We start from the raw sequence: 13,144 nt of genomic DNA, 5'->3' as shown, positions 1-13,144 counted from the left end.
TTTGCTTGTTTACGCGGCGTCATTTTTTTCTTTCGGCGGAAACTTCGGCTCGTACAAGCCCAGCTCCATCGCTTCATGGACCATACTCATGATGTCCATATCGGCTATTTTAAACAGCTCATCGACGGACTCAATGGTGTAATACAGCGGCTGCATAATATCAATTCGGTATGGCGTGCGCAGTGCATCCAGCACCGTTAGCGGGTGACGCTCAGGGGTGTCGCTGTTAACTGAGTAATCGGTTTCGCCCGGCGAAGAAAGAATACCGCCGCCATAAATACGCAGTCCATCTTTCGTTTTCAGCAAGCCGAACTCAACTGTAAACCAGTACAGCCGGGCCAGATAAACCCGCTCTTTCGGCGTCGCCGCGTAACCCAGCTTACCGTACATATGCGTAAATTCGGCAAACGCAGGGTTAGTTAGCAGCGGACAGTGACCGAAGATCTCATGGAATATATCCGGCTCCTGCAGGTAATCAAATTCTTCACGGGTACGAATAAAAGTCGCAACCGGGAACTGCTTATTCGCCAGCAAACGGAAGAACTCGTCAAACGGGATCAACGCAGGTACCTGCGCCACTTGCCAGCCAGTGGTTTCGCCCAGCACTTTATTGATTTCACCCAGTTGAGGAATACGATCACGGGGGAAATCAATTAAACGCAGACCTTCCATATACTCATCACAGGCTTTACCGGGCATGAGTTTCAGCTGGCGTTCCACCAGGTCACGCCAAACGGCATTTTCCTCGTCACTCCAGTGAATGATGCCCTGCTCGTCAGGTTCACGGGATACATACTGAGTTTGCTTCTTAGCCATGTTGCACCTTGTTGTCTGTTGTTGCTGACAGTCGCGTGCTGTCGCTGTACTTAGAACTCACGTTAGCCGAGTCTGCTGCACCCTGGCAAACTGCACTCGGCGGAGTGCTGTAAACTTAAAGTTCCATTAATCGGTATTCAGTGCGGTGTTTTCAGCGCCCTTTTTCAGCGAAGTAAAGGCCTGACGCAAATCCGTAATAATATCGTCCGCGTGCTCTAAGCCGACTGACAGCCTCACCAGGCCATCACCGATACCTGCGGCAGCGCGGGCTTCCGGCGTTAGCGGCGAATGTGTCATCGATGCGGGGTGCTGAATAAGGCTCTCGGCGTCGCCCAGGCTAACCGCTAACTTGATCATGCTGAGTTGGTCGAGCAGTCGGGTCGCGGCGCGAAAGCCATCGCTCATATCAAAGGCGATGACCGCACCAGCGGCTTTCATCTGGGTCTGTAGCAAGTCACTCTCATGACTGCTTTGCTCATCCTGGTTAACCCCCGGAAAATACAACCGGCTAATCATGCCGGCCGGCTGCATTTCCTGCAGAAAGGCCACCACTGCCAGCGCATTTTCGCAATGCCGCTGCATTCGCACGGGCAAGGTTTTCAGGCCGCGCAAAATCAGCCAGGCATCATGCGGCGACATGGTCGCGCCCATGTCTTTTAAGGTGGTGAACTTAATCAGCTCAATGTCTTCGCTACGCCCGGTAACCAGTCCGGCAACCACATCACCATGGCCATTGAGGTACTTAGTCGCGCTGTGCACTACCAGATCCGCGCCGAACTCACCCGGTCGCTGTAGTAGCGGGGTCATAAAGGTATTGTCGACCACCAGACGGGCCTTGTGATGATGTGCAAGTTTGCTGACCGCGGCAATATCAACCAGCTTTAGATGTGGATTGGCAGGGGTTTCCAGAAACACCAGCTGGGTGTTGTCACGAAAGGCCGCTTTGGTTTGCTCCAGATCGCTCATATCGACAAAGCTGACCTCGACACCGAAGCGACGAAACAAATGATCAAACAAAGCAAAACTACAACCATAGATAGCGTCCGAGGCCACCACATGGTCACCTTGCTGTAAAAAAGCCATCATCGTCGCCGCGACTGCGCCCATACCAGTCGCCGCTGCGGCCCCCGCCTGCATGCCTTCCAACTCAGCAATACGCTGCTCCAGCTGATTGACAGTGGGGTTGCCTAAACGAGAATAAATATAACCAGCTTCTTCGCCGGCAAACCGCTGACCACCCTGGTGGGTACTGTCAAAAACAAAGGTCGAAGTCTGATACAGCGGCGCCACTAACGCACCGTGTGGATCCTGCGGCGCTTCGCCACCATGAATTGCGATGGTATCGGCGTGCCAGCCAGCGGTCGGTTTATGCATATCTTAGAAGCCATAGTTATAGTTATTTGCGGCTAGAGTATGCAGACATAAAAAATGGCGCAATATGCGCCATCTTCTCGGACCAGTTACCTATGTAACGTTTTTTTGCCAATCAGGTTACAAGCGGTTGATCTCCTGCCGAACCTTGTATTCACTCGAGGTTACATAGCTTTCCATGGCACGTACACTTTGTTCCATGGTCGCGAAACGACCCGCAATATCTTTAATCGCTTCTTTAGGAACCTCACCGGCTTCCCATACCCGGGTCTTTACTTCTATTGAGCGGCCATCTTCGGTGCGCTCAACCGTGGTTGTTTCTCGCACCACTCGTGGCTCACCGCTGGCAGACTTTGGGCCCTGATCAAGCACCACCCAGGCAATAATGTACCCCAACACAATAAATTTCGTCAGCAGCAAGGCGGACGTCACGGCCACGATACGAACCACCCAGACTTCCCAGCCGAAATAGCGCGCTATACCGGCACAGACGCCGCCTAACTTGCCGCGTTGAACATCGCGGTAGAATCGTTTCTTCTCATCACTCATGCTCCACCTCCCTGATGCTTATGGCGCCAGCTAGGGTGCTCCGCATCAAGAATAGACTCCAGCGTCTGAATACGGTCCTGCAAACGTTCTGCAGTCCGCGCCAGATCCTGCAACGACTGCCGTTCATCATCATTCAGCCCGGCATTGATTTTATTGCGGCTGCGGTAATGCAGTATCAACCAGATGGGAGCCACGAAAATCATAAAAATAATAACTGGGGCCGCCATGATGGCTACTAATCCTTCCATTGTCTCAATCCTCACCTGAGAGTAGATCGGCTGGCCTTGCGATGCTTCTCAGCATGGCCTGACCACCTCTCTTGTGCATTGCTTACGCGTCGTTGCTCTGTTTACCTTTCGCTTCGTTCACCTTCGCCTTCAGAGCAGCCAGTTCATCCTCAACTTTAGCGTCGTTTTCTAACGCTTTGAATTCATCAGCGAGCGTTTTCTTACCCAGGTCATAGGCATCAACCTGTGCCTCGATACCATCAATTTTAGCTTCATAGCGGTCAAATTTCTGCAGTGCTTCGTCCACTTTGCCACTATCCAGCTTGCTCTTCACCGATAACCGCGACGACACGGTACGCTGGCGCATCAGAATCGACTTCTGGCGAGCTTTGGCGTCTGACAGCTTTTCCTGCAACTGGCCAATCTCTTCACTCAGACGGTCAACATGCTCATCGACCCGGTCGATTTCGCGCTGCACACTGTCCATGGTTTCCTGTAACTTCTTTTTCTCTAACAAAGCTGAACGTGCTAAATCTTCCCGATCTTTGGACAGTGCCAGTTCCGCTTTGCTCTGCCAGTCCTGAGCTTCCCGCTCGATCTGTCCCAGATGGCGTGCCAGTTCTTTCTTCTCGGCCAGGGTTCGGGCCGAATTTGAACGAACTTCAACCAGAGTGTCTTCCATTTCCTGGATAATCAGACGCACCATTTTTTGCGGATCTTCAGCTTTATCCAACAGGGAGTTCAAATTAGCGTTTACGATGTCTGTAAAGCGTGAAAAAATACTCATGACCTTTACCTCTGTTTCTCAGTGTATGCTTCCAGTGAAGAACATTCAGGAATTGAGCCAACTTGTGAATTATTTATAATACGTTGAAAATAAAAGATTTTAAATAATAGGCTGAGTAGGTCATTGACTGCTACATTAACTAAAACAACTAAAAGTTAGTCAAAAACACTAACCTTAAGGTAGATCATGAGTCCCCGACGCAACGACAATCTGATTGGTCAGGCGAATAGTTTTCTCGAAGTTCTCGATCGTGTTTCCCAGGCGGCTCCGCTCGGCAAACCTGTGTTAATCATTGGAGAACGCGGTACTGGTAAAGAGTTGATTGCAGCGCGACTGCACTATTTGTCCCAGCGCTGGGACCAGACTTATATCAAACTCAACTGCGCGGCATTGAACGAAACGCTGCTTGAAACCGAACTTTTTGGCCATGAATCCGGCGCCTTTACCGGTGCCAGCAAGCGTCATGAAGGTCGCTTTGAGCGTGCCAATGGCGGGTCGCTGTTTCTTGACGAACTGGCTACGACATCGTCGCTGGTCCAGGAAAAGCTGTTGCGAGTCATTGAGTATGGTGAATTTGAACGGGTCGGTGGCAGTAAAACGATTAAAACCGATGTCCGTCTGATTGCTGCCACCAATGAAGACTTACCGACACTGGCGGAACGCAATGAGTTCCGTGCCGATCTGCTCGACCGGCTGGCATTTGATGTCATTACCCTGCCCCCGCTACGCGAGCGGCGTGAAGATATTATGGTATTAGCAGAGCATTTCGCGATTCAGATGGCGCGGGAACTTGATCTGGAGCTGTTCAGTGGCTTCACCAGCAAAGCAAAGCAGCATCTGCTTGATTACCATTGGCCGGGCAACGTGCGTGAGCTTAAAAATGTCGTCGAACGCAGTGTCTATCGGCTGAATAACGCCCATTTACCAGTCAGTGAAATCGTCACTGACCCTTTTGAAAGTCCTTACCGACCAGGCACACGCCCCCCTAAAACTGGCTCATTGAGCCGCCAGGCCAGCCATATTGTTGAACAGGATGCGAATGCGACAAGTTCTGCAGATACCCCGTCACCACGAATGAATGGCAACGGTGCAGACGAGCATTTCGTGCTGCCTGATTTAAACGACAATTGCGACTTTAAACAGCTCACCCAGGATTTTGAAATCAAAATGCTACGTTGTGCACTGGAAAAAGCGCAGTTTAATCAGAAGAAAACAGCAGAAAAGCTTGGGCTGACCTATCATCAGCTGCGTGGTTACCTTAAAAAATATGCGTTGCTGGATGCTCAAAGTGAATAAACCGACCCCATTCAACCACGCCATAAAGGCCGTCAGCATCGTCTTATCGGCCTTGACAGCGATGGCTTGTAGCCCATCGCCGGAGAGTGACCCGCAAATGCTTAGCGAGGGGCTACTCTACTGCGCTGAAGGTAACCCCGAGTCGTTTAACCCACAGTTGGTGACCTCGGGGACAACCCTCGATATGACCGCCAACCTGCTCTATGACCGTTTAATTGAATACAGTGACGAAGCGAAAGAATATGTTCCGGCACTGGCCGAATCCTGGCAGATCAACGAAGATGGCACCGAATACAGCTTCACCCTGCGCGAAGGGGTCGAGTTTCATCAGACCCGCTATTTCACTCCCACCCGGCCGCTGACGGCGACCGACGTTCAGTTTAGTTTTGAACGCTGGCTCAATACCGATCATCCATTCCATTTGATTTCGATGACTGGGTATCCGTTTTTTTCTGCAGTGGGTCTGGATCGCCTTATTCAACGCATTGAAGTGAAAGATGATCATAATTTCACTATCCACCTGCACGAACCTGACAGCTCCTTCATCGCCAATTTAGCCACCGACTTTGCAGTCATTTTATCCGCCGAATACGGCGAACAGCTGGTCGCAGAAGACAATCGCGTGGCGCTGGATAATCTCCCGGTCGGCACCGGCCCTTTTAAATTCCAGCATTTTCGCAAAGACGTCAGCCTGAGCTATCGACGCCACCAGGGCTACTGGCAAGGTGCGGCGAAGTCAGAACGCGTGGTTTTTCGGATCATCCCCAGCGACCACAAACGCATTCTGATGCTGCTGACCAAAGACTGCGATATCGTGCCGTATCCTCCGGCACGCGATTTAGATGATCTCGATGCGCGCGACGATATAAATCTATACTCAACGGTTAGTCCGAACACCGCATTCTGGGCCTTTAATACTCAAAAGCCACCGTTTGACGATGTCCGGGTACGTCAGGCACTTATCCATGCTATTGACCGTGAATCCATTGTTAAAGCCGTCTACTTTGGCCATGCGGCGCTGGCTCAAAGTATTTTACCCAATACTTCCTGGGCCCACTTTAGTGATGAAGACGCCTACACCTTTGACCCGGTCGCGGCACGCGAACTGCTCGCCGATGCGGGCTACCCGAATGGTTTCTCTATGAACATCTGGGCCTTGCCAGTGCAACGGGCCTACAACCCGAATGCGCGCAAAATGGCTGAACTGATGCAGTCGGATCTGGCGAATATTGGGGTTCAGGTCAATATTGTCAGCTATGAATGGAGCACCTTCCGTCGCCGCCTGGCTGATGGCGACCATGACTCGGTGTTAATTGGCTGGTCAGGCGATAACCCGGACCCTGATAATTTCTTTCGACCACTGTTAAGTTGTGCCGCCGTGCTCTCGGGTAGCAACCGCGCACGCTGGTGCGAACCGCGCTTCGACCGCCTGGTGATGAGTGCCATTCGAACCGCCGACCGCGACGAGCGTCTTGCCTTTTATCGCGAAGCACAGGAGCTGCTCAATAATCAGGTGCCATTAATGCCTATCGTGCACTCGATGCGTTATAAGGCGACCCAGCCCTATATTGAGGGCATGCATCTGGAACCCTATGGTGGCACCCGCCTGCTGAATACGCATAAGGGGCAGCCATGACAAGGTACTTGCTGCGTCAACTTAGCCTGTTACTGGTGACCTTGTTTTTGCTTACAGTGCTGTCATTCAGCCTGGGCTACTGGTTTCCCGGCGATGCACTGGTTAACTTAAGCGGTATTCAGACCCTCGACTCGGCGCTCTATCAGCAGGTCGCCAGCAGTCGTGGCTTTGACAGCAATATCCTGGTCCAGTATTTCCGTTACCTCGGCCATTTACTGCAAGGCGACTGGGGCGTTTCGCTGCAGGATGGAACACCAGTATGGAATGAAGTCAAAGCGCGTTTCCCGGCGACCATGGAACTGGCTGTACTGGCCAGTATTCTTGCCCTGCTGCTTGGCATTCCGATGGGAATTATCAGTGCCCTCAATCTCGGCCGCTGGCCAGATCGTTTTTTGATGGGACTTAGCTTGTCAGCTTACTCTATTCCTGTGTTCTGGCTCGCTCAGCTGTTTATTCTGGTGTTCGCCGTCAATTTGCAATGGTTTCCGATAGCCGGTCAGATCAACCCGCTTTACAATATTGAACCCGTGACTGGTTCCATTGTTCTGGATCTGGCACGTGCTGATCATCCGGCGAAATCGGCCGCGCTGCTTGACGTACTGCGTCATCTGCTACTTCCATTACTGGTCCTCGCGGTCATGCCAGCAACCCTGTTAGCTCGCCTTACCCGGGCTGCCATGCATGATGTGCTGCGGCGCAATTACATTAAATCGGCACGAGCCAAAGGGCTTACGGCCTCTCAGGTAATCTTTAAGCACGCGGTTCCCAATACCATGCAGTCAGTGACTCGTGACCTCGGCGTTATTTTTAGCTTTTTGATCACCAATACCATGATCACCGAAGTGATTTTTTCATGGCCAGGCCTTGGCAGCTGGTTAATACGCAGTATTTACGAGCGCGACTATCCGGTAATGCAGGCAGGCCTGTTAACCCTGGCAGCACTGATTTTGCTGGTTAACGTATTGCTAAACCTGCTCCACGCCTGGCGATACCCTCAAATAAGGCAGGAACTCTATGCCAACGCCTAAGCTGTATTACGAAGAGCGGACACCATCGCCTCTGGAGCAGGTTTGGGTCCAGTTCCGGCACAATATGTGGGCTATGATTGCGCTCCATATTCTCGGCGCGATCGTCCTGTTTACCCTGTTTGCTCCGGTATTAGCACCCTATTCACCCAACACCCAGTTTACTGATGCACTGTCGATGCCGCCGGCCTGGACCGAAGAAGGTACTATCCGCTTTCTGTTAGGGACTGATGAGCTGGGTCGCGATATGTTATCGCGCCTTTTATACGGCGCCCGACTTAGCTTTGGACTGCCGTTTCTGGTGGTACTGGCGGCCGCGGCCATCGGCATTCCACTGGGCGCCCTGGCGGCGATGAGTGTGGGTGTTAAAAGTTCAACTCTTAAGCACTTGCTCGATGTGCTGTTAAGTATCCCCTCGTTGCTGCTGGCACTTATCATTGTTGCCATTCTCGGGCCTGGCCTAGACAACGCATTGCTTGCCATCTGGCTGGTATTGATTCCGCAATTTTTGCATGCCACGCGCAACGCCGTGCATGACCAACGCCATCGTGAATACGTTATTGCGTCGCGCTTAAACGGTGTCAGTCAGTGGTACCTGCTGAGCGTGGTTATTTTTCCAAACACCGTCAAGGTGCTGGTGGTACAGCTGACCATGGCTCTGTCTACGGCGATTCTGGATATTGCGGCACTAGGCTTTCTCGGTCTCGGGGCACAGTCACCCGCGCCCGAATGGGGCAGCATGCTGGCGAAATCAGTCGAGGTTGCTTATAGCTCGCCATGGGTGATGGCGTTACCCGGATTTGCATTGTTTATTACCCTGGTCAGTGTCAATGTAGTCGGGGACAGCCTGAAATCGGCCATTGATGAAAGGATAAAACGCTAATGTTGCTCGATGTGCGAAACCTGACCATCACCGGCGATAGCGACCATGGCCCTATCGATGTGATTGACCGGGTCAGTTTCAGTGTTGCTGAAGGCGAAGTGCATAGCCTGGTCGGCGAATCAGGCTCGGGTAAAAGCCTGATTGCCAGTGCCATTATGGGCTTTCTTGATCCGCGATGGACAGTCCGCGCTGATCGCCTCTGGTTTGACGGCAAGGATCTTCTGAGCATGCCTGCAGCCGAACGGCGCCGCATTATCGGCGTCGATATCGCCATGATATTCCAGGACCCGCGCAGCTACCTCGACCCCAACGACACCGTCGAAGCGCAACTGGGCGAAGCGATTCTCGACAGCGACCTATCCAGCAAACACTGGTGGAGCCGACGCAAAGAACGTCGCAATAAGGTGATTAAACTGCTTCATCGGGTTGGAATTAAAGAGCATCAGGCGGTGATGGAAAGCTTTCCGTTTGAACTGTCCGAAGGGGCAGCGCAAAAAATCATGATCGCATCCGCCATCGCCCACCGTCCGCGGCTGTTAATTGCTGACGAACCCACAACCGCGATGGAGCCCTCGACCCGGCAGCAAATTTATCGGCTACTTGGGCGCTTTCATGCCAGTCATAAGATGTCGATCCTGCTGATGTCTCAGGATATGGGAACCATTATGCCTGAGAGCGAACGTCTGACATTGCTTTATAGTGGTCAGATAATGGAATCCGGTCCGGCTCAGGCATTGCTGAAAGAACCCTTTCATCCGTACACCGAGGCATTAACCTCGACCTCGCTGTACCAACAGAGTCGCTGTGAACCAAAAACACACTTACCAACACTGACCGGGGCCTCCCCACCGATGCAGCATTTACCAATTGGATGTCGGCTCGGTCCACGCTGTCCAAACGCCCGGCGTAAATGCGTAACCACCCCGCAAACGCGCAAATTGCGTTCGCATTTTTACGCCTGTCACTATCCATTAAATAGCGCAGCTAAGGTACAAGGCAATGACTAGTCTGCTCCGGGTTGAGAACCTCAGTAAAGCGTACCTGCACAAAGGACGCTGGTGGGCGCCCAAACGAATTCGTGCGCTCAATAATGTGTCGTTTGACCTCGAAAGCGGTCAAACCCTGGCCATTATGGGCGAAACCGGCTCTGGTAAAAGTAGCCTGGCAAAAATAATTGCCGGTGCAGAACGCCCCAGCAGCGGAACCGTTTACCTGCGCGGGGAGCCACTCAAAGCGCAGGACTATCGCTTTCGCTGCCGCCATATCCGAATGGTGTTTCAGGACACCGATGCATCGCTCAACCCGCATCTGACCATTGGCCGACAGCTGGAAGAACCTCTGCTGTTTAATACACATTTAAGCAGTGCGCAACGTCGCGAAACCGTTTCCGAAGCCCTGCTCAAGGTCGGTTTGCTTCCTGAACACGCGGTTTTCCACTCCCACATGATGTCGACTGGACAAAAGCAACGCGCCTGCATTGCCCGTGCTATCATGCTTAACCCCGATGTCATTGTCGCCGATGAAGCCCTGGCAGCACTGGATTCCTCCATTCGGGCTCAGATTATTAACTTATTACTCGATCTGCAGCGTGATATGAAAATGTCCTATGTGTTTGTTTCACACAGCCCGGAGATTATTCGTCACGTCGCCGACAAAGTAATGATCATGCGCCATGGTGAGATCGTGACCTATGAAGATACCGCCAGCGTGTTTAACAAGCCGGCAGACGGTTATACCGAAAGCCTGCTGCAACAGACCTACACGCTCAGCTAAACAGCGGCAGCTTGATGCTTAGTAAAGATTTTGTTAGCGTAATCCGCTTTCAGTAAGCGCTGCATTTAAACGATGCGGTAACTTTTAATTGTTACAGGAGTTTTTTGTGGAAACAGGTACTCTGATTTCATTAGCGCTCTACTTCATTGCCATGCTCGGCATTGGTGTGTATGGCTATTTCAAATCAACCAGTGATCTGGGTGATTACATGCTCGGCGGTCGCCGTCTCGGTCCTGGTGTCACAGCACTGTCAGCTGGTGCATCGGACATGAGTGGTTGGATGTTAATGGGTCTGCCCGGTGCATTTTTCGTGTCAGGGTTCGCAGAAGTATGGTTGGCTTTAGGCCTGCTTATCGGTGCATACGTAAACTACCGGTTAGTAGCCCCAAGGCTTCGCACGTACACTGAGGTCGCCAAAGACTCGATCACCATTCCTGATTATTTTGAAAACCGCTTCCAGGATAAAAGCCGCGTACTGCGTCTGGTATCCGCGGTGGTGATCATTATCTTCTTCACTTTGTACACCGCTTCCGGGGTGTATGCTGGTGGCACTCTGTTCGAAAACGCCTTTGGCATGGAATATCACACTGGCCTTATCGTGACCGCTGCGGTCGTGGTGGCTTATACCCTGCTTGGCGGCTTTCTCGCCGTCAGCATGACCGACTTTGTGCAGGGTTGTATTATGTTCGTTGCCCTCATTATGGTGCCGCTGGTGGGCTTTAGCGTGCTTGGTGGTATCGAGCCCGTCACCGCTGAGGTGCGCGAGATCGACCCGGCGATGCTCAATCCATTTTATGGCATTACCTTTTTAGGAACTATCTCATTGCTGGCATGGGGTCTCGGCTACTTTGGTCAGCCGCATATTATCGTTCGGTTTATGGCAATCAAATCAGTTCGTGATTTCAAAGCCGCGCGCCGTATTGGTATGACCTGGATGACGGTCGCTATCATTGGTGCCATGCTGACTGGTTTGTTGGGCGCAGCCTACATGTCAATCAACGCTGAAGACGTCGAAGTGGGCGCCTATGTCACCGACGGCACCCTGGATAACGCAGAAACCATCTTTATCGTTCTGTCGCAAACCCTGTTCCATCCGTTTATCGGTGGTTTCTTACTGGCAGCCATTCTGGCAGCGATTATGAGCACGATTTCATCGCAGCTGCTGGTAACCTCAAGCGCGCTGACTCAGGACTTCTACAAAAGCTTCCTCAATAAAAATGCGAGTGACAAAATGCAGGTTGCCGTTGGCCGCTTGTCCGTGTTCCTGGTCGCGATTGTAGCAATTGCCATTGTCTGGGTACCGCAAGGGACTATTCTTGACCAGGTCGGTAACGCCTGGGCTGGTTTCGGCTCCGCATTTGGTCCATTGATTGTGCTGAGCCTCTACTGGAAGCGCATGACCATGCAGGGAGCCCTGGCTGGCATGCTGACAGGCGCAGTAACAGTGCTGTTCTGGATATACGTCCCGGTGCTCGAAGAGGGCGCTACGCTCAGCTCAGTGCTTTATGAAATGGTCCCTGGTGTCTTGTTAGCCACCCTGGCAATTGTGGTGGTCAGCCGAATGACAATCAAACCAACCAAAGCCGTTGACAGTGAATTCAACGATATGGAAGACGAACTGCAGACACAGATGGATAAAACGAGCTAGCTCATTTTCTGTCCGTAGATAAAGCTAAAAAACCCCCGGTCCACGTTATCCGTGCCGGGGGTTTTTATTGTCCATTTCCACTCATTTAGTGCGCTTAATGAAATCGCGACAGGTTAATCAACCACCCGTTCGCCACGCCGGAAGCGGAGCATTTTAATGTCTTCTTCGATCAAATCTTTCAGTCGTCTGGTGGTTTCATAGCCGACATCAATCGCATCCTGGCCACGTTCGAATTCAAGAATACCAATGTGACCCAGTTTAGGCTGCAATAAAATATCCGGTGGATCGCCTGCCATCCGCGCTTTGGTGACCCGTTCCTGCATGATATCAATCGCTCCCGCCATGACTCCCATCACTCCGGGCGTCTGATGGTCTTTTTTGAATTTCTGCTTCACATTGTCAAAGTAGGTTTGCCCTTGCGCGAGGAAGCTTTTAAACGGGTTGGTGTCATCAGGACTCGCTTTCTCAGCCGACGGTCCTTTGCGCTTGCCTTCTTCCTGCTCAACCTGCTCGTTGAGCCCCTGAGGGTTCATATCCTGAGGTGGCAGTTTCGGCGGCGACGTATTAAGTTGAGAGTTTAAGTGTACGGCAATCACAAACTCGGCTTCCAGCGCCCGGCATAACGAGACCGGAACCGGGTTCACTAACGCGCCGTCAACCAGCCAGCGATTGTCCATTGGTTTCGGCGACAACAGGCCGGGCATGGCGCATGAGGCACGCGCGACATCGTAGACGTCGCCTTTTTTTAACCAAATTTCGCGCCCGGTATACAGGTCAGTGGCAACGGCCGCAAAGCGAATCGGTAGATCCTCGATGCAAATGGCCCCAAACTGCTCCCGCGCGAAATTAAAAACACGTTCGCCGGAGACGACTCCACCGTTACTAAAACCAAAGTCGAGCAGGTTAAACACCTCCCAACGGTCCATATCGCGAACCCACTTTTCCAGTTCATCTAATCGACCAGCACAGTACGCGCCACCGACCAGGGAGCCGATCGAGGTTCCGGTCACCACATTGGGCCTTACACCCATTTCATGCAACGCCCGAAGCACACCAATATGGGCCCATCCCCTTGCCGCGCCTGAGCCTAACGCAATTCCAACCTTCATATCCTTCTTCACTTCTAGGCTCCT

General features: G+C 52.1%; 13 protein-coding genes. 7 read left to right on the top strand and 6 right to left on the bottom strand.

Annotated elements, in window-relative coordinates; translation table 11 throughout:
- Positions 1-9 precede the first annotated feature (9 nt).
- From phhA to pspA, 5 genes are all read right to left on the bottom strand, one after another.
- A complete protein-coding gene (gene phhA / locus CWE14_RS01870) occupies positions 10-816 on the bottom strand; it encodes a phenylalanine 4-monooxygenase (protein ID WP_126788135.1) in 807 nt (268 codons plus the stop codon).
- Between the two features lie 126 nt (positions 817-942).
- Complete coding sequence (locus CWE14_RS01865; protein WP_126797811.1) at positions 943-2,190, bottom strand: trans-sulfuration enzyme family protein; 1,248 nt, start codon at positions 2,188-2,190, stop codon at positions 943-945.
- Between the two features lie 117 nt (positions 2,191-2,307).
- Positions 2,308-2,736 (bottom strand): envelope stress response membrane protein PspC, encoded by a 429-nt coding sequence (gene pspC, locus CWE14_RS01860; RefSeq protein ID WP_126788137.1) that lies wholly within the window; start codon positions 2,734-2,736, stop codon positions 2,308-2,310.
- Positions 2,733-2,984, bottom strand: coding sequence for an envelope stress response membrane protein PspB (gene pspB / locus CWE14_RS01855; RefSeq protein WP_126788138.1), 252 nt, complete (start codon positions 2,982-2,984; stop codon positions 2,733-2,735). The genes pspC and pspB overlap by 4 nt, the downstream gene beginning before the upstream one ends.
- Positions 2,985-3,066: 82 nt before the next feature.
- The gene (gene pspA, locus CWE14_RS01850; RefSeq protein ID WP_126788139.1) at positions 3,067-3,750 is read right to left on the bottom strand and encodes a phage shock protein PspA; all 684 of its coding nucleotides are present in this window, start codon (positions 3,748-3,750) and stop codon (positions 3,067-3,069) included.
- 186 nt (positions 3,751-3,936) lie between these two features.
- Between pspA and pspF the strand changes: the two genes are divergently transcribed.
- From pspF to putP, 7 genes are all read left to right on the top strand, one after another.
- Positions 3,937-5,046, top strand: a complete 1,110-nt coding sequence (gene pspF / locus CWE14_RS01845; protein WP_126797810.1) for a phage shock protein operon transcriptional activator — start codon at positions 3,937-3,939, stop codon at positions 5,044-5,046.
- Positions 5,039-6,682 carry an ABC transporter substrate-binding protein gene (locus tag CWE14_RS01840; protein ID WP_241972292.1) on the top strand — a complete coding sequence of 548 codons (1,644 nt, stop codon included), beginning with the start codon at positions 5,039-5,041 and terminating at the stop codon, positions 6,680-6,682. The genes pspF and CWE14_RS01840 overlap by 8 nt, the downstream gene beginning before the upstream one ends.
- Positions 6,679-7,710, top strand: coding sequence for an ABC transporter permease (locus CWE14_RS01835; RefSeq protein WP_126797809.1), 1,032 nt, complete (start codon positions 6,679-6,681; stop codon positions 7,708-7,710). The genes CWE14_RS01840 and CWE14_RS01835 overlap by 4 nt, the downstream gene beginning before the upstream one ends.
- On the top strand, positions 7,697-8,590 hold the full coding sequence (locus tag CWE14_RS01830) for an ABC transporter permease subunit (protein WP_126797808.1): 894 nt from the start codon (positions 7,697-7,699) through the stop codon (positions 8,588-8,590). Before CWE14_RS01835 ends, CWE14_RS01830 begins: the two co-directional genes overlap by 14 nt.
- Positions 8,590-9,597: an oligopeptide/dipeptide ABC transporter ATP-binding protein gene (locus CWE14_RS01825; protein WP_126797807.1), complete on the top strand. Its 1,008-nt coding sequence runs from the start codon at positions 8,590-8,592 to the stop codon at positions 9,595-9,597. Before CWE14_RS01830 ends, CWE14_RS01825 begins: the two co-directional genes overlap by 1 nt.
- Positions 9,590-10,363: an ATP-binding cassette domain-containing protein gene (locus tag CWE14_RS01820; RefSeq protein ID WP_126797806.1), complete on the top strand. Its 774-nt coding sequence runs from the start codon at positions 9,590-9,592 to the stop codon at positions 10,361-10,363. Before CWE14_RS01825 ends, CWE14_RS01820 begins: the two co-directional genes overlap by 8 nt.
- 106 nt (positions 10,364-10,469) lie before the next feature.
- Positions 10,470-12,011, top strand: a complete 1,542-nt coding sequence (putP, locus tag CWE14_RS01815) for a sodium/proline symporter PutP (protein ID WP_126797805.1) — start codon at positions 10,470-10,472, stop codon at positions 12,009-12,011.
- A 113-nt stretch (positions 12,012-12,124) separates the two neighbouring features.
- On the opposite strand, the gene rssA is transcribed toward putP, so the two are convergent.
- Positions 12,125-13,132: a patatin-like phospholipase RssA gene (gene rssA / locus CWE14_RS01810; protein WP_241972291.1), complete on the bottom strand. Its 1,008-nt coding sequence runs from the start codon at positions 13,130-13,132 to the stop codon at positions 12,125-12,127.
- Positions 13,133-13,144: the final 12 nt, after the last annotated feature.

This window comes from Aliidiomarina soli (assembly GCF_003986975.1).
Lineage (GTDB): Bacteria > Pseudomonadota > Gammaproteobacteria > Enterobacterales > Alteromonadaceae > Aliidiomarina > Aliidiomarina soli.
This window is presented reverse-complemented; position numbering and strand designations above follow the sequence as displayed.

Bases quoted from the DNA above. Each gene is read 5' to 3' on its own strand.
- CWE14_RS01820 (WP_126797806.1), top strand. From the start codon at position 9,590: ATGACTAGTCTGCTCCGGGTTGAGAACCTCAGTAAAGCGTACCTGCAC.
- CWE14_RS01835 (WP_126797809.1), top strand. From the start codon at position 6,679: ATGACAAGGTACTTGCTGCGTCAACTTAGCCTGTTACTGGTGACCTTG.
- pspB (WP_126788138.1), bottom strand. From the start codon at position 2,984: ATGGAAGGATTAGTAGCCATCATGGCGGCCCCAGTTATTATTTTTATG.
- CWE14_RS01825 (WP_126797807.1), top strand. From the start codon at position 8,590: ATGTTGCTCGATGTGCGAAACCTGACCATCACCGGCGATAGCGACCAT.
- CWE14_RS01865 (WP_126797811.1), bottom strand. From the start codon at position 2,190: ATGCATAAACCGACCGCTGGCTGGCACGCCGATACCATCGCAATTCAT.
- phhA (WP_126788135.1), bottom strand. From the start codon at position 816: ATGGCTAAGAAGCAAACTCAGTATGTATCCCGTGAACCTGACGAGCAG.
- pspA (WP_126788139.1), bottom strand. From the start codon at position 3,750: ATGAGTATTTTTTCACGCTTTACAGACATCGTAAACGCTAATTTGAAC.
- CWE14_RS01830 (WP_126797808.1), top strand. From the start codon at position 7,697: ATGCCAACGCCTAAGCTGTATTACGAAGAGCGGACACCATCGCCTCTG.
- pspF (WP_126797810.1), top strand. From the start codon at position 3,937: ATGAGTCCCCGACGCAACGACAATCTGATTGGTCAGGCGAATAGTTTT.
- pspC (WP_126788137.1), bottom strand. From the start codon at position 2,736: ATGAGTGATGAGAAGAAACGATTCTACCGCGATGTTCAACGCGGCAAG.